Source organism: Verrucomicrobiota bacterium, from assembly GCA_016200005.1.
Classification (GTDB): Bacteria; Verrucomicrobiota; Verrucomicrobiia; order Limisphaerales; family PALSA-1396; genus PALSA-1396.
The window spans coordinates 45,818-66,102 of record JACQFP010000022.1; the positions used below are offsets into that span (position 1 = coordinate 45,818).

At 56.4% G+C, this 20,285-nt stretch carries 14 protein-coding genes; all 14 read left to right on the top strand.

Going from position 1 to position 20,285, the window contains the following annotated elements:
• Positions 1-74: 74 nt before the first annotated feature.
• A complete protein-coding gene (locus HY298_07445) occupies positions 75-845 on the top strand; it encodes a WecB/TagA/CpsF family glycosyltransferase (protein MBI3850108.1) in 771 nt (256 codons plus the stop codon).
• Between the two features lie 87 nt (positions 846-932).
• Positions 933-1,910, top strand: a complete 978-nt coding sequence (locus tag HY298_07450) for an NAD-dependent epimerase/dehydratase family protein (protein ID MBI3850109.1) — start codon at positions 933-935, stop codon at positions 1,908-1,910.
• A 51-nt stretch (positions 1,911-1,961) separates the two neighbouring features.
• Positions 1,962-3,623 carry a hypothetical protein gene (locus tag HY298_07455; protein ID MBI3850110.1) on the top strand — a complete coding sequence of 554 codons (1,662 nt, stop codon included), beginning with the start codon at positions 1,962-1,964 and terminating at the stop codon, positions 3,621-3,623.
• A 157-nt stretch (positions 3,624-3,780) separates the two neighbouring features.
• Positions 3,781-4,749 (top strand): exosortase/archaeosortase family protein, encoded by a 969-nt coding sequence (locus tag HY298_07460; GenBank protein MBI3850111.1) that lies wholly within the window; start codon positions 3,781-3,783, stop codon positions 4,747-4,749.
• Entirely contained in the window at positions 4,746-5,498 is a 753-nt protein-coding gene (locus tag HY298_07465; GenBank protein MBI3850112.1) for an exosortase-associated EpsI family protein, read from the top strand. Before HY298_07460 ends, HY298_07465 begins: the two co-directional genes overlap by 4 nt.
• A 111-nt stretch (positions 5,499-5,609) precedes the next feature.
• Positions 5,610-7,001 (top strand): sugar transferase, encoded by a 1,392-nt coding sequence (locus HY298_07470; GenBank protein MBI3850113.1) that lies wholly within the window; start codon positions 5,610-5,612, stop codon positions 6,999-7,001.
• Positions 7,002-7,095: 94 nt separating this feature from the next.
• Positions 7,096-8,040 carry an SDR family oxidoreductase gene (locus HY298_07475; GenBank protein MBI3850114.1) on the top strand — a complete coding sequence of 315 codons (945 nt, stop codon included), beginning with the start codon at positions 7,096-7,098 and terminating at the stop codon, positions 8,038-8,040.
• Positions 8,041-8,208: 168 nt separating this feature from the next.
• The gene (gene pilM, locus HY298_07480; protein ID MBI3850115.1) at positions 8,209-10,143 is read left to right on the top strand and encodes a type IV pilus assembly protein PilM; all 1,935 of its coding nucleotides are present in this window, start codon (positions 8,209-8,211) and stop codon (positions 10,141-10,143) included.
• A 98-nt stretch (positions 10,144-10,241) separates the two neighbouring features.
• The gene (locus tag HY298_07485) at positions 10,242-11,300 is read left to right on the top strand and encodes a hypothetical protein (protein ID MBI3850116.1); all 1,059 of its coding nucleotides are present in this window, start codon (positions 10,242-10,244) and stop codon (positions 11,298-11,300) included.
• A 7-nt stretch (positions 11,301-11,307) separates the two neighbouring features.
• Positions 11,308-12,093, top strand: a complete 786-nt coding sequence (locus tag HY298_07490) for a hypothetical protein (GenBank protein ID MBI3850117.1) — start codon at positions 11,308-11,310, stop codon at positions 12,091-12,093.
• Between the two features lie 26 nt (positions 12,094-12,119).
• The gene (locus tag HY298_07495) at positions 12,120-14,915 is read left to right on the top strand and encodes a hypothetical protein (protein MBI3850118.1); all 2,796 of its coding nucleotides are present in this window, start codon (positions 12,120-12,122) and stop codon (positions 14,913-14,915) included.
• Positions 14,916-15,048: 133 nt separating this feature from the next.
• Positions 15,049-16,032 (top strand): hypothetical protein, encoded by a 984-nt coding sequence (locus HY298_07500; protein ID MBI3850119.1) that lies wholly within the window; start codon positions 15,049-15,051, stop codon positions 16,030-16,032.
• Between the two features lie 146 nt (positions 16,033-16,178).
• Positions 16,179-18,044: a hypothetical protein gene (locus HY298_07505; GenBank protein MBI3850120.1), complete on the top strand. Its 1,866-nt coding sequence runs from the start codon at positions 16,179-16,181 to the stop codon at positions 18,042-18,044.
• A gap of 11 nt (positions 18,045-18,055) precedes the next feature.
• Positions 18,056-20,266, top strand: a complete 2,211-nt coding sequence (locus tag HY298_07510) for a putative Ig domain-containing protein (protein MBI3850121.1) — start codon at positions 18,056-18,058, stop codon at positions 20,264-20,266.
• The last annotated feature ends 19 nt before the right edge of the window (positions 20,267-20,285 follow it).

Here is a 20,285-nt window from a genome sequence, read left to right on the forward strand (position 1 = left end):
GCCGGCAGCTAGTTGATAGTTGAGAGTTGAGAGTTGGGACTATCAACTATCAACTAAGAACTCTCAACTAAGCCGTGAGCGACATCAAACGAGTAAATATTCTGGGCGTTGGGTTGAGCGCGATCAATTTGAAACTGGCGCGGGAGGCCATCGCCCCGGCGCTGGAACAAAAGACCAAGGGTTACGTGTGCGTCACCGGTGTTCATGGCGTGACCGAGGCGCAGAAGGACGAACGGTTTCGTGGCATCCTGAACCAATCTTTTCTCAACACGCCGGACGGGATGCCGATGGTTTGGATGGGCCGGCTGCATGGCTTTCGGGAAATGGACCGTGTTTACGGGCCGGACCTGATGTTGCTGATTTGCGAGTTGAGCGCAGAAAAGGGATACACTCATTTCTTTTACGGCGGTGGAGATGGCGTGGCGGAAAAATTGAAGCAGCGATTGGAGACAAAATTTCCACGTCTCAAGGTTGTCGGCACGTACACGCCGCCGTTCCGACCGCTGAATCCGGCGGAGGAAGCAGAGTTGCTCCGCAGGATCAACGCAAAGAAACCGGACATCATCTGGGTTGGCCTGAGTACGCCGAAACAGGAGAAGTTCATGGCGCAATACTGGCAGAGGCTGGACACGACGCTCATGTTTGGGGTGGGGGCGGCGTTCGATATTCACGCGGGACTGCTTCGTCAGGCGCCGCGTTGGATTCAGCGCAGCGGCTTCGAATGGTTGTTTCGACTTTGGTGCGAGCCGCGCCGGTTGTGGCGTCGCTATTTGAAGAACAATCCGCTCTTTGTCATGCGCGTGTTCTGTCAACTGGCCGGAATCAAAAAGTATGCGCTTGAATAAACCGCCTCGGAACAGATAGCTTCCCACTCTCCGGAAGCGCAGGCTCCGAGCTGGAGGCGCTTCGTGTTCAGTGGTAACGGGCAAACTATGAATGCTGGAAAAATTTTGATTTGCGGCGGCGGCGGCTTCATCGGCGGCCATCTGGTCGCTGATTTGTTGAAACAAGGCCACAAGGATATCCGGGCGGTGGACCTGAAACCTTTTGCCGAATGGTATCAGCGTTTTCCCGAGGTTGAAAATCTCCAGTTGGATTTGCAGGACAAGGCGGCCTGCGAGCAAGCGACGCGCGGCGCGCAGATTGTTTACAATCTCGCGGCGGACATGGGCGGGATGGGGTTCATCGAGAACAACCGCGCGCTGTGCATGTTGTCAGTGCTGATCAACACCCATCTCCTAATGGCGGCGAAAAAGTTCGGTGTGCAACGGTACTTCTACGCTTCGTCCGCGTGCGTCTATGCGGCCGACAAACAAACCTCACCGGACGTCATTGCACTGAAAGAGAGCGATGCCTATCCGGCGATGCCGGAGGATGGTTACGGCTGGGAGAAGTTGTTCAGTGAGCGGATGTGCCGGCATTTCCGGGAAGATTTTGGCATCACCACCCGCATGGCGCGCTATCACAACGTCTATGGGCCGCACGGAACTTACGATGGCGGACGCGAGAAAGCCCCGGCGGCAATCTGCCGGAAGGTGATTCAAGCCAAGCTGGCGGGCAAACCTGAGATTGAGATCTGGGGCGACGGCCATCAGACGCGCAGTTTCATGTACATCGATGATTGTTTGAAAGGGACGCAGGCGATCCTGGCCAGCGAGATTTTGGAGCCAATCAATCTGGGAAGCAACGAACTGGTGACCATCAACGGGCTGGTGGACATCGTGGAAGACATCGCGGGCGTGAAGCTCAAGCGGAAGTATAATTTGAAAGCGCCCAAAGGCGTGAACGGCCGCAACAGCGACAATACTCTGATCAAAAAACTTCTGGGCTGGGAGCCGGGCACCCGACTGCGCGACGGCATGGAGAAGACGTATCGCTGGATTTACAACGAGATCAAGGCTAAAGGCTAAAATCTAAATGCTAAATTCATCTTTCAACTTTCTGCCTTCAGATTTGGTTTTGTGAAGTCAGCCTTCAGCCTTCAGCCTTTGGCCTTCAGCCTTTGTCTGAGTCTGTTGATCTCATTGCTGGCGATCAGCCACCAAAGCTTGTGGATTGACGAAGCTTGGACGGCAGTGAAAGCAAGAGAGCCGACGTTGGCGGGCTGGTGGCAGGCGATGGCCGGCGAGAAGGCGTCCGACCTCCAGATGCCGCTCTACATGGTTTACATGTGGGGTTATGAAAAAATCTTCGGCTCCAGCGAATGGATTCTTCGTTCCGCCAATATCCCGTGGTTCGTGTTGGGCATCATCGCGTTTGTGGCTGCGGTGGGAAGAAAGCAGAGAGTAGAAATTAGGAAAGCAGAGATCAGGACTTCCGGATTTCACCTTTCTGCTTTCTGGTTGGTCCCGGCCTTATCGCCCTTTGCGTGGTATTACCTGAATGAAGCGCGACCGTACGCGATGCAATTCGGCGCCAGCCTGCTGATCTTTGCTGCGCTTTACCAGCTAAGCGGGAAATTCGTTATCCTTCGTAGCCGCCGACGTGAGGAGGCGGATGAGTTGGGAGATTACCAAGGCGCGCCTGCTGGCTTGGGCGGCGACAAAATGTGGGTGATTGGGTTTTGTGTGGGCATCATGGTGCTGTGCGGCAGCAGCCTGCTCGGAATGATCTGGGCGGCCTCGGCAGTCGGGATTGCGGCGCTGACTTTTTCGCGACAGCGAATCGCGGAGCTGTGGCGTGCGTATTGTGATGGCTGGTTGATCACGGGTTGCTTCATTCTCTTCTTGAGCGCTTATTATTTGTGGACTCTCAAAGCCGGGGCGCGAGCGTCGGGCATGGTGAGCACAGACTGGAAGAGTATTTGTTTCATCGGCTACGAACTGCTGGGCTTTGGTGGACTGGGGCCGGGACGCCTGGAAATCCGGCAGGAGGGCTTGGGCTCCTTCCAATCGCATTGGATCGGGTTGGCGCTTTATGGAATTGCCGTTTTGAGTTTGGTTGTCACGGCAGTCCGGAAATTTTGGTGGTCCGATAATGCTGGAAATATTTTGAAGCTGGCGGTGATCATCGCCGCACCGGCGGTGGCGCTGGTCATCGCCGGTTTGACTCTGCATTTCCGGATCGTCGGGCGCCATTTCACACCGTTGATGCCGGTGATTCTATTTCTTCTGAGCACCGGGCTGACGACGCTTTGGTGTCACCGCTCTCCGAGCCGTGATCTCCGAGCCGGAGGCGTCCTGCTTGGGAAGTTGGTTGTCGGCGTCTTTTGCTGTTTGAGCTTGCTCTCATGTCTCTCGCTGCGATTCGCGGCGCGGCATGAGAAGGATGATTACCGTTCCGCCGCTGCGCTGGCACGGACTGCGATTAACCACGGTCAGCAAGTCTGGTGGAACGCCGACCCGCAGGGCGCCGCGTATTATCAAGTGCCGCTCCGAGTCACGGGCCGCTCCGAGCCGGAAGCCACCTCGAACCAACCGGAGACCGGTAGTGCATGGTGGGTCATGAATCCGTCGCGGGAAACGCTGGTCGCCGCGCGATTACCGGATGTCATTGTAGTCACCAAACCTGATCTCTATGACCGCCAAGGCGCGCTGGCGGATTATGTCAAGCGGACTGGTTATCGGAAGGCTGTGATTCTGCCGGCGTTCACAATCTGGCAACGGGCTGGCCCGGTGGAGTAGATGGCTGATGTGCGCCCGGCCAAAGTGGCAGGCTTACTCCACGGGGCTGGCGAGTGAGACAACAAACCGCTTGAAACCTTCAAGGAGCGGAGCGGAATTGATTTGATTGAGCAGGGCGGGCTTGGCTACTGTCCAACCTGTCTTAACGTCACAAATAATGGATAACGAGAATCAGACCCGCGGCGCGGTGGAAAATTTCCGGTTGGATTTTCTGGATTGTTGGGCGCGACTTCCCAACAAAGGTTTGTTCTTCGGCCTGCTCGCGGCGTGGCTGGTCTTGTTTCACTTTCTTGGCAATTCGACCTTCGGCTACGTTGATACCCCCTCATTGATGGGCTGGATGTATAACGCCTACAACACGGGCGATGGGCAGGACGGACATGGCAACCTGATTCCCTTCGTGGTGGTGGGTTTGTTCTGGTGGAAGCGCAAGGAGTTGCTGTCGCCCTCGCTCAACGCCTGGTGGCCGGGACTTGTGCTCATGGCCTTGGCGCTGGGCGCGCACATCATTGGATATGCGGTGCAACAGCCGCGTGTTTCAATCGTCGCATTCTTTATCGGCGTTTACGGTTTGATGGGGCTGGCGTGGGGGCCGGGGTGGTTGCGGGCGAGTTTTTTTCCGTTTGTGCTGTTTGCGTTTTGCGTTCCATTCGGATCGCTTGGTGAAAGCATCACCTTTCCGCTGCGACTCTTGGTGACCAAGATTTCCGTGGGCTTCAGTCATGGCGTTTTGGGAATCGATGTGGTCCGGGACGGCTCGCAGATTTTCGATTCGCAACGTTCGTTTCAATATGACGTGGCGCCGGCGTGCAGCGGCATCCGCAGTTTGATCTCGCTGCTGGCTTTGACGACGGTTTATGGGTTCGTTTCATTCAAGGCCGGTTGGAAACGGTTGTTGATGATGATCGTGGCCGTCCCGTTGGCGGTGATCGGCAACGTGGTGCGCATCACCGGTGTTATTGTGGTGGCGGAGGCGTTCGGACAGGAGGCAGGGTCCTGGTTTGAACAAAAATTCGGCTTTGTAACTTTTGCCGTGGCCATCGCGTGTGTGCTGCTGCTGGGGCACTGGCTGCGGGAACGGGAATCGGAACCGCCGCTGGCGCTGGAGGAGGCCAGAACAGTATGAACCGACAAAAATTGATAGTGTTTGGTACGGGGCTGCTGTTGATCATCGGCACGGCCGTGGTGTTGGCGCAATTCAAGGTCCATCAAAAACTGGGCCGGCCCGGAGTCAAAACTAGTCCCCTCGCGGGAAGCCGGAATCTGCGGATTGATTTGCCGGAAAAAGTTCCGGGCTATAAATCCGAACCGGTCGAAACCCCGGAGATCGTAATCAGTATCCTCCCCAAAGACACCAGCTATGGTCAGCGCCGCTATCTGGCGGAAGATGGCTTTCAAGCCGTGGTCAACGTGGTGTTGATGGGTAGCGACCGGACCAGCCTGCACAAGCCGCAGTATTGCGTCGTCGGCGCCGGTTGGACGATCGATCAAACTGAAATGACGACCGTGCCGGTTTCACGCCCGCATCCTTATGATTTGCCGGTCATCAAATTGACGACCACCAAACAAGCGATGATCAATGGCCAACGGGTCACGGCGCGGGGAATTTACGTGTATTGGTTTGTCGCGGACCAGGCGATCAGCGGGGATGCGTCGGGCGCAAAGCGCATGTGGTCTTTGGCCACACATCTTTTGCGCACGGGCGAATTGCAGCGTTGGGCGTACGTCACTTATTTTGCCGTGTGCGCGCCGGGCCAGGAGGACGCGACGTATCATCGCCTGCAACAACTGATGGCGGTTTCGGTGCCGGAGTTTCAGTTGGTGCCGCGACCGACGGCGATGGCGGAAGCGTCTTCAAGGCCGGCGGGGAGGTAACGAAATGTGAGCGCGGGAAACCCCAAAGCGGCGGGCGAGGACGGCGCGAATACCGTTGCGCGGCGCGGGAAAATTTGTTACAGACTCCCCATTCCATTTGAGGACTGAACCATGTTACGCCGGGATCAACAAGTGCGGATGCACATCCACCAGTTGCTGGATGCGTGCTTGTACGCGATCAGTTTCTGGCTGGCGTATCTGCTGCGCTCCAACGAGCAGATCATTGCCCTGCTGGGGCTGGAGCCCGTCCGCGCGTTTGACCGATACGTCTGGCTCTACCTCGTGCTGATTCCAGTGGCACCGTTGATTCTGGAATCGCAGGGATTTTATGATCGACCGCTGATTTGCTCCCGTCGCGCGACGGCGTGGCCCTTGCTCAAAGCGTCGGTCATCTCTTCAGTGGGATTGATCATCGTGTTGTTTTTTACACGCGTGGATCTGGCGCGCTCGGTGGCGGTGTTGTTCGGCGCGATCAGTTTTGTGCTGGTCTTTCTCAAGGAGGAGTTGATGCAGATGGGATTGCGCAGCAAGTTCGCGCAGGCCCAATTCAAACGGCGGTTCATCCTGGTGGGCACGAGCGAAGACACGGCCCAGATGCGGGCGGAACTGAAAAGGCGGCCGGAGGACGGCATCGTGGCGCTGGCGGAACTGAACCTGAGCGAAACTTCGGCGGAGCAACTGGTCGATTTGCTGCACGAACATTCCGTCAATGGAGTCATCATCAACGCCAAACAGGCTTACTTTGACCAGGTTGAAACGGCGATCAAGGCCTGTGAGCGGGAGGGAGTGGAGACGTGGCTGGTGGCCGATTTCTTCAAGACCCAACTTTCGCGCACGAGTTTCGATGATTTTCACGGCCGGCCGGTGATGGTGTTCCGCACGGCGCCGGAAGCTTCATGGCAAAGCCTGTGCAAGCAGGTGTTTGATTTTCTGTTCGCGCTGGTGTGCGTGATCGTATTGTCGCCGCTGTTTGTCCTGGTGGCACTCTCCATCAAGTTGACATCGCCCGGCCCGATCTTGTTCCGGCAACAGCGTTGCGGTCTCAACGGGCATCCCTTCACCATCTTCAAATTTCGCACCATGGTCACCAACGCCGAACAGCGCAAACAGGAACTGGCCGCCATGAATGAAATGTCCGGCCCCGTGTTCAAAGTGAGCAATGACCCGCGGGTGATTCCCATTGGAAAGTTTTTGCGGAAGTTCAGCATTGACGAGTGGCCGCAATTTTTCAATGTGTTGCGCGGCGAAATGAGCGTCGTGGGGCCGCGTTCACTGCCGGTGGATGAAGTGAAGCGATTTGATGACATGGCGCATCGGCGGCGGTTGAGTGTGCGGCCTGGGATGACCTGCTTGTGGCAGGTGAGCGGGCGCAACGAGGTGAAGGATTTCAAGGATTGGGTGCGGCTGGATCTGGAGTACATCGACAACTGGTCCCTATGGCTCGACCTGAAAATTCTGTGGCGCACGGTGCCGATTGTCCTGGCGGGGACCGGGGCGAAATGAGAATTCAAAATTAGAAATTAAAAATGCAAAATTCAAAATGTCAGACGACGACCCGCCGGAGTTTTTTCATTTTTCATTTTGAATTTTTCATTTGATGAAATCAAACCAGCCCACCTCGGTCGTCACCGGCGGCGCCGGTTTTCTCGGTTCGCACCTGGTGGACCTGCTGCTGAAGCACGGCCACAAAGTCATCGCCATGGATAATTTTGTGACCGGGACGGTGGACAACATTGTGCATCTGGGCGGCAATCCCAACTTCAAATTCATCCAGCAGGACGTGACGGAATTCATTTTCCTGGATGTGCCGGTGGATTATGTCTGGCATTTTGCCTCGCCGGCCAGCCCAATCGATTACCTGGAGTTGCCGATTCAGACGATGAAAGTTGGCTCGTTGGGCACCCACAAGGCGCTCGGGCTGGCCAGAAACAAAGGCGCGAGGTTTCTGCTGGCCTCCACCTCGGAGATTTACGGCGATCCTTTGGTGCATCCGCAGACGGAGGATTACTGGGGGAACGTGAATACCATCGGACCGCGCAGTTGTTACGATGAGGCGAAGCGTTTTGCGGAAGCGATGACGATGGCCTATCATCGCGCGCATGGCGTGGACATTCGCATTGTGCGGATCTTCAATACTTATGGGCCGCGGATGCGATTGAATGATGGGCGGGTGGTGCCGGCGTTCATCGGGCAGGCGTTGAAGAACAAGCCGCTCACGGTTTTTGGCCAGGGGCAGCAAACCCGGAGCTTTTGTTATTGTTCGGATTTGATCGAGGGTATTTACCGGCTCATGATGAGTTCGACGCGGTTGCCGGTCAACATTGGCAATCCCGATGAGATGACCGTGCTGGAGTTTGCGCGGGAGATCATCCGGATCACCGGCGCCCGCAGCCGGATTGTTTTCAAACCGCTGCCGCAGGATGATCCGAAGCAGCGTCGGCCCGACATCACCCGCGCGAGCAGGTTGTTGGGTTGGTCGCCCAAAGTCAGTCTGGCGAAGGGATTGAAGACCACTGTCGATTTTTTTCGCGACAAAGTTTGAGACTGGGAGCCGTCGGAGCGCCTGCCGTTTTCAAAAATACTTCACGGAATTTCTTTTTATATTTGACCCCATTGCGTAATTTAAGTAACCAGCATGGACTGCTCGAAGTCAGACCGGTTCAGCCGGTTAAGGTTGGGCGGTTTTTTTGCCGAAACAGCGCATTTTTAAATGTTAAATACGAAGTCATTTTTGGCAGTGGATTTTGGGGCCGGCAGTCTCAAGGTGGCGGAGTTTGAAATCAATGAAGCTGGCGGACTGCTCCTGAAGCAATACGGCTTGAAATCGCTCGGAGCAGAGGGGGCGCAGGAATCCAAGCGCGAAAGCGTGATGCTGAAGGCCCTGCAGGAATTGCTGGCGGAGCGCGGATTCCGGGCGAAGAACATCAACGTGTGTGCGCCCGGCTTCCATGTCTTCTCCAAATTCGTGAAATTACCGCCGGTGGACGCCTCCAAAGTCACGCAGATCATCCAGTACGAAGCCCAACAAAACGTGCCCTTCCCGCTCGCCGAAGTCGTCTGGGATTACCAGATTTTAGGCGCGACGCCCACGGGTGAATTGGAGGTGTTGTTGGTCGCGATCAAGGCGGACATTGTGGAAGGGCTGTTTCGCGTGGCGGACTCAGCCGGGCTGCGTTTGCAGTTGGCGGATGTGTCCACGGCGGCGATGTGCAACGCCTTCCGTTTCAATTATGGCGACCTGGAAGATTGCACGATGCTTTTGGACATCGGGGCCAAGACCAGCAACCTGCTGTTTTTCGAGAAGGGAAAAGTTTATTCGCGCAGCATCAACATCGGCGCCAATTCCATCACGCAGGATTTTTCCAACGAATCGAAACTGGGTTTTACCGAAGCGGAACGGCTGAAGATCAACGAAGGGTTTGTCAGTCTGGGCGGCGCGTACGAAGAACCGGAGAATCCGCACCAGGCGGCGATCTCCAAAATCGCCCGTCAATTCATGACGCGCCTGCACATCCAGGTGAACCAGACGATGCAGTTCTACCGCGGTCAACAGGGCGGCTCGGCGCCGGCGCGATTGTTTCTGTCGGGCGGCGCCTCGATCATGCCTTACACGGCGCAATTCTTCGCGGAAAAACTCAATGTGCCGGTCGAATATTTCAATCCCTTCCGCAATGTGCAGATCGATCCCTCCATCAATCTGGAGGAACTGGCGCGCGTGGCTCATTCCCTGGGCGAGACCGTGGGTTTGGGCCTGCGCAACTTGGCGCGCTGTCCGATCGAACTGAATTTGATGCCGGAAAGCACGCTGCGCTGGCAGCAGATCAACCAGAAGAAGCCGTACTTCATCGCCACCGTTTTCAGTCTGGTGCTGGTGATTGTAGCGACCGGCTGGCTGTTCGATCAGTTGGCGGATGTGAAAACCGCCGAATTGGAAAAGCTGACCAAGGAAGTCGAGCCGTTGAAGGAGCGGGAAGCAAAGTTCACTGCGGCGTACGGAGATTTGAAGAAGCAGATCCAGGACGCCGACCGCGTGACCGATTGGCTTGAAGGCCGCTATCATTGGGCCACAGTTTTGACCGAAGTGCGGCAGGTGTTGATGAAAGTTGAGGCGACCACCAAACAGCGGTTGCGCACCGATACGGGAGTTTGGATTGAGCGAATCGCCGTTGGAAAACCGGAGGAGCAGGGCCTGATGACAGAGTCACCAGCAGAGGCCGGCATGGCTGGCCCCATGGGCATGCCGGGAATGAATCCAGAACAAAGACGATTGTTTGAACAACGTTACGGATTAAGGCCAAAACTTCCGCCCTCGGACGTGCCCGCTCCGGATCAGCCGGCGGCTGAAGCACCCCCTGCGGACGGAGGGCAACCGGCCGCGCCCATCGGCGCAAAGCCAAAGAAAGGAAAAGGCGAGACCAATGAACTGGCGGTGGCCACGCTGACCTTCCGGGCCGTCAACCTTAACAGCGTGGACCCTGCCGCCAACACGGAGATCGCGGGTGAGGTGTTGAAGGAACTCCGGGCCAGCGACCTGTTCGATCCGGACGGAACCAAAATCGATAAGAATCTGGTTTTGGACGAAACCACGGGGTTGACCTTTTCCTTCGGCATCTCCCTGAAAATCAAGCGGCCCCTGGAACTGTAATGAACAGCAGACAACAGAAATTTCCGGGGCAAGCTGAAACTCGAATTTGGTATTCCGATTTCGGATTTCGGATTTCGGATTTCAGATATTGAAATGGTATGGGCTGGATTAAGCGCAATTTATACTTTGTGGTCGGGTGCCTGGTGGCCTTGGGACTCATGGGCTGGGCGGGATGGTATCTTTACTCCAAGATGACCTTGAACAATTCGGTGAGGGAGGAATTGACGGCGAAGTACGCGGATTTGGAGCACTGGAACAAATTGAACCCGCATCCCGGTGACGGCAAGAAAGTGGACAACATCAAGCTGGCCCAGGAACAGCAGAACGAACTGCGCAACTACATCAAAAAAGCTCGGAAGTACTTTGAAAAAATCCCCGCGATCCCGGATGCGACGAAGGTAAGCAGCTACGATTTCGCCCGGCAACTGCCTTCCACGATCGACCAGATGTCGCGCGATGCGACCAACGCGAGTGTGAGCCTGCCGCCCGGCTACTATTTTTCTTTCCAGGCGCAGAAAGGTTCGATGACCCTGGCGCCCGGCAGTCTCGAACCGCTGGCGGTGAAACTGGGCGAGGTCAAGGCCATTTGCGAACTCCTGTTTCGTGCACGGGTCAACGCTTTGGATGGGTTGCGGCGCGAGCGCGTCTCCAATGACGACTCTTCGACCACCGCCGGCCTCTCGGATTATCTGGAAAAAAAGTCAGTGACGAATGACTTGGCGGTGCTGACGCCTTACGAGCTGACATTTCGTTGCTTCAGCGCTGAACTGGCGGCGGTGATGGCCGGGTTCGCCAACTCGCCGCATGGATTTATCATCAAAACGGTCAACGTCGAACCCGCATCGGCCACCGTTTCAGTGAACGAAATGACGGCGACTCCCGGTCCGGCCTATTCACCGCAGCCGATCATCTCTCCGTATCCCGGGGGGGGCAAGGACATGACCGACCGCCAGCGTTTTTTACAACGCTACGGGATCAGGCCGACGGCGCCGCCCGCTGCGATCGTGGCGCCGCCGGTGTCGCCCACCAGTCGTGGAGGCCTTCCGACGGTCATCAACGAAGGGTTGATCAAGGTCACTCTGCTGGTCGAAGTCGTTAAACTGAAGGAAGAGTCAAAGGAATCAAGACCGAAGCCGCGGCGACCGGTCGCCAACTGAAACCCGCATGGACTTGATCAAAAAACACTACGAGAAAGTGCTGCTTGGCCTGGTGCTGCTGGGGCTGGCGGTGGCGGCCGCGCTGCTCCCGTTGAAGATCTCCTCGGAGAAACAGGATCTGGAAAATCAGCGTCAGGTCAGAACCACCACCAATGTCAAACCCCTGACGAATTTGAACCTGACTCGCTATGAGGGGACGCTCCAGCGTTTACAGACTGCCCTCAACTTGAACTTTTCCAGCGGTCACAACCTGGTCAATCCGGTGCCCTGGCAAAAAGCGGCGGATGGTCACTTGATCCCCATTCGCACGGGCACGGAAGTCGGACCCGGCGCCGTCGTGGTCACTCAGATCACACCGCTGTATCTGATCATCAGTTTTGACAACGTCACCGTGGCGGGAAATCTGATCGGCGTCGAGAACGAGGCGGCCGCCACGCCGGACAAGCGACGGAAAAGACCCAGCACGGCTCCCAAGACCGACATCTATACCGTCCAGGAAGTGAAAGGGCCGACAAACAATCCCACCGAACTGGTCCTGGTATTGAACGACACCGGCCAACGGGTTTCCATCGCCCCCGAACGTCCCTTCCGGCGGGTCGAAGGTTATTCCGCTGATTTGAGATACGATCCGGAAAAAAAGAATTTCCCCAAACAGCGGCTCGGCTCCGTGCTGACCTTCGCCGGAGAGGAATACAATGTCGTTGCCATAACTGCGAGCGATGTCGTATTGTCCGCCAAATCGACTGGAAAAAAAACGACCATCAAATTTAATCCATCAGCTCCGCCGCGTTGAAATTGCAGTCAAACTCAATTCAGACCATGATAAAAGCCGCCAACACCTTACTCTGTTTATTCTTCATTCTGGGCACCGCCGTCGTGTCGCCAGCCCAGCCGGCTGCCACCGAGGATGCCATCAAGGAAGCCGTGCGACGCGAGGCCAACAAGATCGTCCTGCATCAAAAACTGGCCGAAGCGCAAAACGCCCAGGGAAGAAACGAACTGGCCAACGCCACCAAACTCTACGAAGCCTCCTGGACCTTGATCCAAAGCATCGGCCCGGCCGAGGTCCAGGCCGAAAGCGACCAGGTCATCTCCGGGTTGGTGACGGTGCGGATGGAGCTGGCCCAACAAGCCCGACGACGAGGCGACTACCTGGAAGCCAAACGCCAGATTGACGGCGTGCTCCGCGTGGACCCGCAGAACGAGGAAACGCTGCTGCTCCAAAAGGAGAACAACAAGGCGTTGGCTGCCCAGGCCGGCAAAGTGCCCAGCCAGGAAGTGCTCGACCAGTTGCCGGGCATTCACACCAACAAGGTTTACGCCGCCACTCTCGTGCAGGACGGGCGGGTGCTCTTCGAGGCGGGCAAGCTGACGGAAGCGGAGGCCAAATTGAACCAGGCGTTGAAAGTGGACCCGGGCAATGTGGGCGCCGATTATTACCTGAATTTGATCCGGGAACTTCGCTACGGCAAACTCGCCCGTGAACGGGAGAAAACCTCCAAGGACAAGTTGGTGGACGTGGAACAGGCCTGGGACAAGCCGGTCCAGCGGGAAACGTTGCAGGTGCCCAACCCCTATGCGCGCTCCGAGTTGATTCACACCGGCAAGGGCCGTCAGGCCATCCTCTCCAAACTGGACCGCATCCGGCTGGACGAAGTTTCCTACGATGGATTGCCCTTGAGCGAAGTCGTCAAGACCTTGAACATCGAAGCCAGGAAGCGTGACCCGGACAAGCGCGGGGTCAATTTCATTATCAACCCGCATGTGGATGCGTCCCTCGTAACGCCCAGCACGATTCCCGGCGCAGCGCCGACGATTGATCCGACCACTGGCCTGCCGGTCACCACGGCGACCGTCACCGGGGGTGAACAAGTGGACATGGGTGCCATCGCCATCAAAATCAACCCTCCCATCACCGACGTTCGTCTGGCCGATGTGCTGGATGCGATCATTAAAGTTGCCGAGCGACCAATCAAATATTCCATCGAAGATTATGCGGTGGTCTTTTCCGCGAAATCCGCCGAAGCCGCGCCGCTCTACACGCGCTTTTTCAAAGTGGACCCGAACACGTTTTATCAGGGACTCGAAAGTGTGGGCGCAATTTCCTTCGGCGACATTCAAACCAGTAGTGGCGGTGGCTCGAGTGGCGGCGGCGGCGGCACGAGTGGTGGTGGCGGCACCTCGGGTGGCCAGGGCGGACAGGGATCCAGCGGTACGATTATTCCTCGCGTATTCGTCGCGGGGGGTATCAGTGGTCAAGGCGGTCAGGGCGGGGCCGGCGGTGGTGCTGGCGGCGGGGGCGGAATCAGTGCCAGCGCCTTGACGGGAGCCGGAGGAGCGGGCGGCGCGGCGGGTACGGGGGGTGGCGCCGGTGGACAGGCTGGCGGGGGCGGCTTGAATTTTGTCACCCGCCAGAGTCTGGTTGACACGGTTCAGGCCACGGTCCGCAATTTCTTTTTTGCCTGCGGCGTGGATTTGAATCCTCCCAAAAACCTTTTCTTCAATGATCGCACTGGAATGTTGATGGTGCGGGCGACGCTGCAGGACCTCGACATTGTGGAGTCCGCCGTGCAGACGCTGAACATCGCGCCGCCGCAAGTGACGATTGAAGCGAAGTTTGTTGAAATCACTCAGGATGATTCGCGCGCTTTGGGATTCGATTGGTTTCTCGGCAATTTTTTGATGGGCAATGGCAAAGTCGTTGGCTCCGGTGGTTCGCAACCGTCTCTCAATGGGTTGCCTGGGGCGGTTCCCGGCAATCAGCAAGGGAGCTTTCCCGGCACCTCCCCGTTTACGACGCTCCCTTCCTCATCGACCGATCAGATGATCACCAGCGGGCTGCGCAACAGCGCGCCAACCTTGGCAACGTTTACGGGCATTTTAACGGACCCGCAGTTTCGCGTCGCGATTCGCGCGTTGGAACAGCGGCAAGGGGTGGATCTCTTGAACGCGCCGAAAGTGACGACTTTGAGTGGCCGGCAAACGCAAATCCAGGTCGTGGATATTCGGACCATTGTGACGGGCGTCAATGCCAACCAGACCAGCAGCGGGGGTGGCACCGGCGCCGGCGGCGTCACCGTTGGCGGCACGGGCGGGGGTGTCGGTTCCACCATTCAACCCACCACGCAAGCTTTACCGTTCGGCCCTGTGCTGGACGTCGTGCCGTACGTTTCTGCCGACGGGTATTCCATTCAGATGACCATCATCCCCACCTTGACGGAGTTTCTCGGCTATGATGATCCCGGAGCTTTCGTTATCCAGGCGCAAGGTGTGGGGGCGGGCAACCAGCCGCTGATCGGGCAATTGCCGCTGCCGCGTTTCCGCAACCGTCAAGTCGTGACCAGCGCCAATGTCTGGGATGGTCAAACCATCGTGTTGGGCGGATTGATTTCGGAAGATGTCACCAAGACCAAGGACAAGGTGCCCGTGCTCGGCGACCTGCCGTTATTCGGACGCTTTTTCCGTAGCGAATCATCCTCCACTAAAAAGAGAAACCTGATCATTTTTGTGACGCCCACCATCATCGACCCGGCGGGCAACCGCATGCACTCGGAGGAGGAGATGCCCTTTGCGCAGACGACAATACCGACTCAGCCGCCGGCGGAGAAACCGTAGGATTGGAGTAATGGAGAACTGGAGTAATGGAGCAATGAACAAATGGAGCAATGTGACCCCAACCCTGCGTCATTCCACCACTCCCGCATCCCCATGTCCGGCTGGAGTAATGGAGAACTGGAGTAACGGAGCAATGGAAAAGCCACACTCCACCACTCCAGCGCGCCAAGGCTGCCTGCTCATTGTTGATGGCCACGCGTACGCCTATCGGGCATTTCATGCGATCCGCCAGTTGACCTCGCCCGCCGGCGCGCCGACGAATGCGATCTATGGATTCATCAAGATGCTGGGCAAGATGCGCGACGGGCTGCACCCCACACATCTGGTCGTGGTGTGGGACGGCGGTCTGGCCGAAGAACGCATGGCCGCCTTGCCCGAGTACAAGGCGCACCGCCCCCCCATGCCGGAAAAACTGGAATCGCAACTCGACGACATCGTCAGTTATTTGCAGGCAGCCAACATCGCGTCCTTTTGCCGGGACGGCGTGGAGGCCGACGACTGGATTGCCACACTGGCCAGGCGTTGGACAAAAGGAAAACTGGAGAACTGGAGTAATGGAGTGATGGGTTCCGGAACCCAAGACTCCAATACTCCAACACGCCAAGTCCCCCAAGTGGTCATCGCCAGCTCGGACAAGGATTTCATGCAGTTGGTTTCGCCCGCCGTCGGCTTGTTGAATCCCAACGACAAATCGGAAGCGATTTGGACCGCGGAACAAGTTCGCGCCAAAGCGGGAGTTGAGCCATCGCAAATTGTCGATTGGTTGAGCCTGGTGGGTGACAGTGTGGACAATATTCCGGGCGTGCCGGGTGTCGGGCTTAAGACTGCCGCTGAGTTGTTGCAGCAATTCGGTTCCGTGGACGGCATCTATCAGCGTCTTGCTGAGATCAAATCGGAGAGACTGCGGACGAGTTTGCAGGCGGCGGCCGAAGCGGTGCGACGCAATCAGAAATTGATCCGGCTGCGGGATGATTTGCCGGGCGAATTTTCTGCGGAAGAACTGGCGCTCAGGCCGGCGGATGCCGCGCGGCTGCGAGTGCTCTTTGCTGACTGGGGATTCAAATCCTTGCCGGTCGAATCCGGTGCGGTGGCGGAAGCACAGAAGGTTTTGTTTTGATCCGGACGATTATGTTTGATTTTTCAACGAGCAAAAAATTGGTTGGGCAACTCATTGCAATAAAAGTTGCCGCGCAAAAGATGGATTTTATCGGAAGTAATCGTGGACAGCGACTGGGTGCGTTGTTAGTTTGGCGCGCGAATCTTATGTCATTTTTGCTGTACCGCCGCACAACACTTTTCTACTGGGCGCTGACGTTGACAATTCCGGTCGTGGCATTGGGACAGAACTTCGCTCCGCAAGCAGGACAGTATTCCACGGTCGGTGCTTTGGCGGGTGACCAGACCAATCCGCAACTGAGCCTCAAACCTTCCGGTGGCTACATCGTCTGGCAGGATAACATCACTGATGGCGACGGTCTGGGTATCAGCGCGCGGCGGTTGGACAGCAGCTTGTCCGGCACGCTGGGAAATTTCCGCGTCAATGTGCAGGGCACGAACGACCAGGAAAAGCCGCAAGTGGCTTTGTTGAACAACGGCGGGGCAGCCTTTGTCTGGCAGGGCGGGAAGCAGGGCTTTCAGAATATTTATGCCCGCTTTCTTTCTTCGAGCAATACATGGGTGACGGGCGACGTGCTGGCGAATACCTTTACAAACAGTCATCACATTGATCCGGTCATCGCGAGTTTGACCGACGGGAATGTAATCGTGGCGTGGTCGAGTTTCGATCAGGACGGCAGCCTGCAGGGAATCTATGCCCAGCGTTTTTCGCCCGCGGGACAAAAATTGGGAGGTGAGTTCCCGGTCACGCAAGCCACTGCTTACAACCAGCGGACCCCCGCGGTGGCCGGTTTGAGTGACGGCCGGTTCGTCGTGGTCTGGGTTTCCGAACAGCAGCGGTTTGAAAACAGCGTCGATATCTATGCGCGCTTTTTTGACGCGAGCGGTTCGGCCACCGGGAATGAGCTTCTGATCAACACCGACACGAATGTTTGCGCCAATCCATCGGTGGCCGCCGCACCGGACGGAGGTTTTGCGGTGGCGTGGGGACAGAAAGATCTCGAGGTGGCGACAAACAGTTGGGACAGTTTTGTCCGGACAATTTCGAGCGCGGGAGTGGGCGGAACCGTGCATCGCGCGAACAGTCAAACCTACGGCGACCAGTTTGCGCCCAAAATCAGCGCGGTGGGAACAGACTACTTGGTGGTCTGGACCAGCGTGGGACAGGATGGTTCGAGAGAAGGAGTCTATGGTCGTTTTACAAGCGCGGATGGCGCCATGGTAGGAAACGAGTTTCGGGTGAACACCATCACGGTTAGCCAGCAGATTCATCCCACGGTGGCATCCGATGGCGTGAGTCGATTTCTCGTGACATGGACGAGTTTTGGAGGCGGCATCAACAGCTTCGATTTGTTTGCCCAGCGGTATGCCAGCACCGCCCAGCCCTTGTTCCCTCCGGATCCGCCGTTTGTCTCGGCGTTGAGTTCATCGAAATTGAGTGTGGCCTGGCCGGACCTGGCGGGCTTTGGCGTGGTCAATTACGAGCTATACTTCGATGGTTCGGCCACGCCGGTGGTCGTCACCAGCAATATGTGGGTGAAGACCGGCTTGTCGTCCGGCAGCACGCACACGTTCGAGTTGGTGTACGTTTTGACGGATGGACGTCACTCCCCGCATTCCGCTCCGGCCTCGGGCACGACGTGGGGCGCGGATGACAACTTTGATGGTCTGCCGGACGACTGGCAGGCGATGTATTGGGGCAGCAATTCCGAAAGCTGGCCTTCACCCTATGCGGACAGTGACGGCGATGGCGCCTCCAACCGCGACGAGTTTCTGGCCGGCACCAATCCTTTGGATGCGAACAGCGTGTTGCGGACGGCGCTGACCTCCACCGGCCAGGGCTTGTTCCTATCTTGGAACACGCAGCCGGGCCTGATGTATCAGGTGCAGTCTTCAACCAATATGACGGCATGGGTGAATGTCGGTTCGCCGCGCTTTGCCGCCGGCTCGACAGATTCCATTTATGTCGGCGGAAGCAACTCGACTTATTACCGTGTCAGCCGGCTGCGTTAATTGAATTTTCTATGTGGCAATTATTAAAGAGAAGCTTGTTGGTGTTGCTGTTGGCGGCCGGTGCACAGTCGGCGTGGGCTTTTTCCTTGTTGGGAAACTTTGACGATTGGCAGGTAAACCAACTCGCCTATCAAACCGGTTTTATCGGTTTCAATGACGGCCCGGTAAACTACGGAGACGTCCCGGTTGGCGGACCGATGAATCTCGGAGAAGAGTTTCGTTGGAACATTCCGATTATCAATTATGCGTTTGACCAGAATTTTCTCGATTACTTTGGCTCCAACGGCGTGTACGCGATCGAAGAAGCCATCGCGATTCTGAACAACGTCAGCAATATTTCTTCGTACAGCTCTGCTCTGAATGAAGTCCCGCTCGAAGCAACGCGGCTTAATTTTCGCGCCAGCGCTTTGGGACTATTGGATTTGAAGTCGGCGGCGCTTCATTACCTGGTGGAGAAGATGGGGCTGGCCGACCCGGTGCGTTATACCTGGACATTGCGCAGGCGCGCGCCATTGCCAGCGGGGTGTCCGTTTTTTGATTACCTGGTGATTAAGCGGAATTTTGATCCCGTAACCTGGGAGCCTTCCAGTTATGTCAACGGAGTTTTATACACATACCGCATCGTCGAGTTTTGTCCAGTGGTTGATCAAGCGGAAGCGTTTGAGCATAGAGTTGATCCCCTCACGCAATTCTATACAGCCGTGGCCTCGCCAAACCTTTTTAATGGGGCTTTTTTCACTGGCCTGACCCGGGATGATGTGGGAGGATTGAGATATTTGTTGCGCACCAACAACGTCAATAAGGAGGATGGACCCCTTGGCAGCATATTAATCTCCGGTGGTTTTACCAACTCATCGGCGCGGCAATTGTTGACTACTTCCAACTTAGCCACGTTGGTTTGGGCTTCTCTGACCAACGATCCGGGAACGTTGCTGACGCTGTTTCCCGGATTGATTCTTGCCGGTACGAACACGACCACGTTCACGAATGTGGTTTCAACCAATGTTTTCGCTTATTTCACCAACTTCCCTTATTCACCGGCAGGTAGTCCAGCTTCGTTGGTTGTGACGACGAATCTATCAACAAATGTTGAACCCCGCTTCCATGTCACATTCGCCAACGTGGTCACCAATAGATTCTATACGAACGGATTTGCTACCACACGAGATACCACGGTGTCGCCCGATCCCTATGCACCGGCCGGGAGCGGCATTCTGGTAACCAACGTCAAAAACTCCACCGGAATCAAAGGCTTTGTCAACGGCGACTACTTTCTCGTGCCTCCCGGTTTGTGCGGTTACAGCATCGTCAGCACTCAATTGGTCACGTTGATCCCGGTCACCAATGTTGTCACCGTGGCCACCAACGCACCCGGAACTACCAACGTGGACGGGCAGTCATTCGAGCGGGACATAATCACTTACTTTACCAATTACATATTTGTGGTGGATCCCATTGAATGTGGCACCAATGGTCCGGCGTTTCATCAGGGCATCGACAAAATGACTTTTGTCCGCCGAAGCTTCGATTCATTGCTGGGTCAATTCTTTGAACCGGTCACCAATCGATTTCAACTGACCATGGTGACCAATAATGTTGCCATTGTGCAAACCTTTGACCGCGTTATCAACCAGCCGGACATACTTTTTTCGGCCGACGACTTGCAACAACCTCCAACCGATCCCGGCCCGATCGTTAGCATTAATTTTGTGAATCGTAGTATTCGCTTCAACACGAATAACATTTTGGCCGGTTTACCTGGACCGGGGCTGATCGAGCCGACTATGAGCATAATCTTCGATAAACTGGGAACTGCCTTTCTTAATGAAGGTCCGTTCTTTATGGATGAACAATCAAATTTTGCTTTCCTGACTTGGGGGTCCTTTGGTGGCACGACCAATGATCCAATTGTCTATCCTAGTGGCACGAGCATCGCCGCTTTTGAAAACCAAGTGTTGATGCAGGTGACGACCACGTCGCTGCCGGGCGGATCGGCCGGCTCACCCTACAATGCGCAACTCCAAGGGTCAGGTGGCCAGACGCCGTATTCATGGGCGCTCGTTTCCGGTCAGGGAACTTTGCCGCCCGGTTTGGGCTTATCCTCCGACGGAACGATTTCCGGCACGCCTACGGCGGGCGGCAACTTCAATTTCACCGTGCGCATGACCGATTCGGGCGCGCGCAGTGTGACCCGCGAACTTTCCATCACCATCAGTCCATAACTGCATGACATGAGACCTG

Excerpts from the sequence above, each read along its gene's own strand:
- HY298_07450 (MBI3850109.1), top strand. The coding sequence starts at position 933 with ATGAATGCTGGAAAAATTTTGATTTGCGGCGGCGGCGGCTTCATCGGC.
- HY298_07460 (MBI3850111.1), top strand. The coding sequence starts at position 3,781 with ATGGATAACGAGAATCAGACCCGCGGCGCGGTGGAAAATTTCCGGTTG.
- HY298_07465 (MBI3850112.1), top strand. The coding sequence starts at position 4,746 with ATGAACCGACAAAAATTGATAGTGTTTGGTACGGGGCTGCTGTTGATC.
- HY298_07470 (MBI3850113.1), top strand. The coding sequence starts at position 5,610 with ATGTTACGCCGGGATCAACAAGTGCGGATGCACATCCACCAGTTGCTG.
- HY298_07475 (MBI3850114.1), top strand. The coding sequence starts at position 7,096 with ATGAAATCAAACCAGCCCACCTCGGTCGTCACCGGCGGCGCCGGTTTT.
- pilM (MBI3850115.1), top strand. The coding sequence starts at position 8,209 with ATGTTAAATACGAAGTCATTTTTGGCAGTGGATTTTGGGGCCGGCAGT.
- HY298_07485 (MBI3850116.1), top strand. The coding sequence starts at position 10,242 with ATGGGCTGGATTAAGCGCAATTTATACTTTGTGGTCGGGTGCCTGGTG.
- HY298_07490 (MBI3850117.1), top strand. The coding sequence starts at position 11,308 with ATGGACTTGATCAAAAAACACTACGAGAAAGTGCTGCTTGGCCTGGTG.
- HY298_07495 (MBI3850118.1), top strand. The coding sequence starts at position 12,120 with ATGATAAAAGCCGCCAACACCTTACTCTGTTTATTCTTCATTCTGGGC.
- HY298_07500 (MBI3850119.1), top strand. The coding sequence starts at position 15,049 with ATGGAAAAGCCACACTCCACCACTCCAGCGCGCCAAGGCTGCCTGCTC.
- HY298_07505 (MBI3850120.1), top strand. The coding sequence starts at position 16,179 with ATGTCATTTTTGCTGTACCGCCGCACAACACTTTTCTACTGGGCGCTG.
- HY298_07510 (MBI3850121.1), top strand. The coding sequence starts at position 18,056 with ATGTGGCAATTATTAAAGAGAAGCTTGTTGGTGTTGCTGTTGGCGGCC.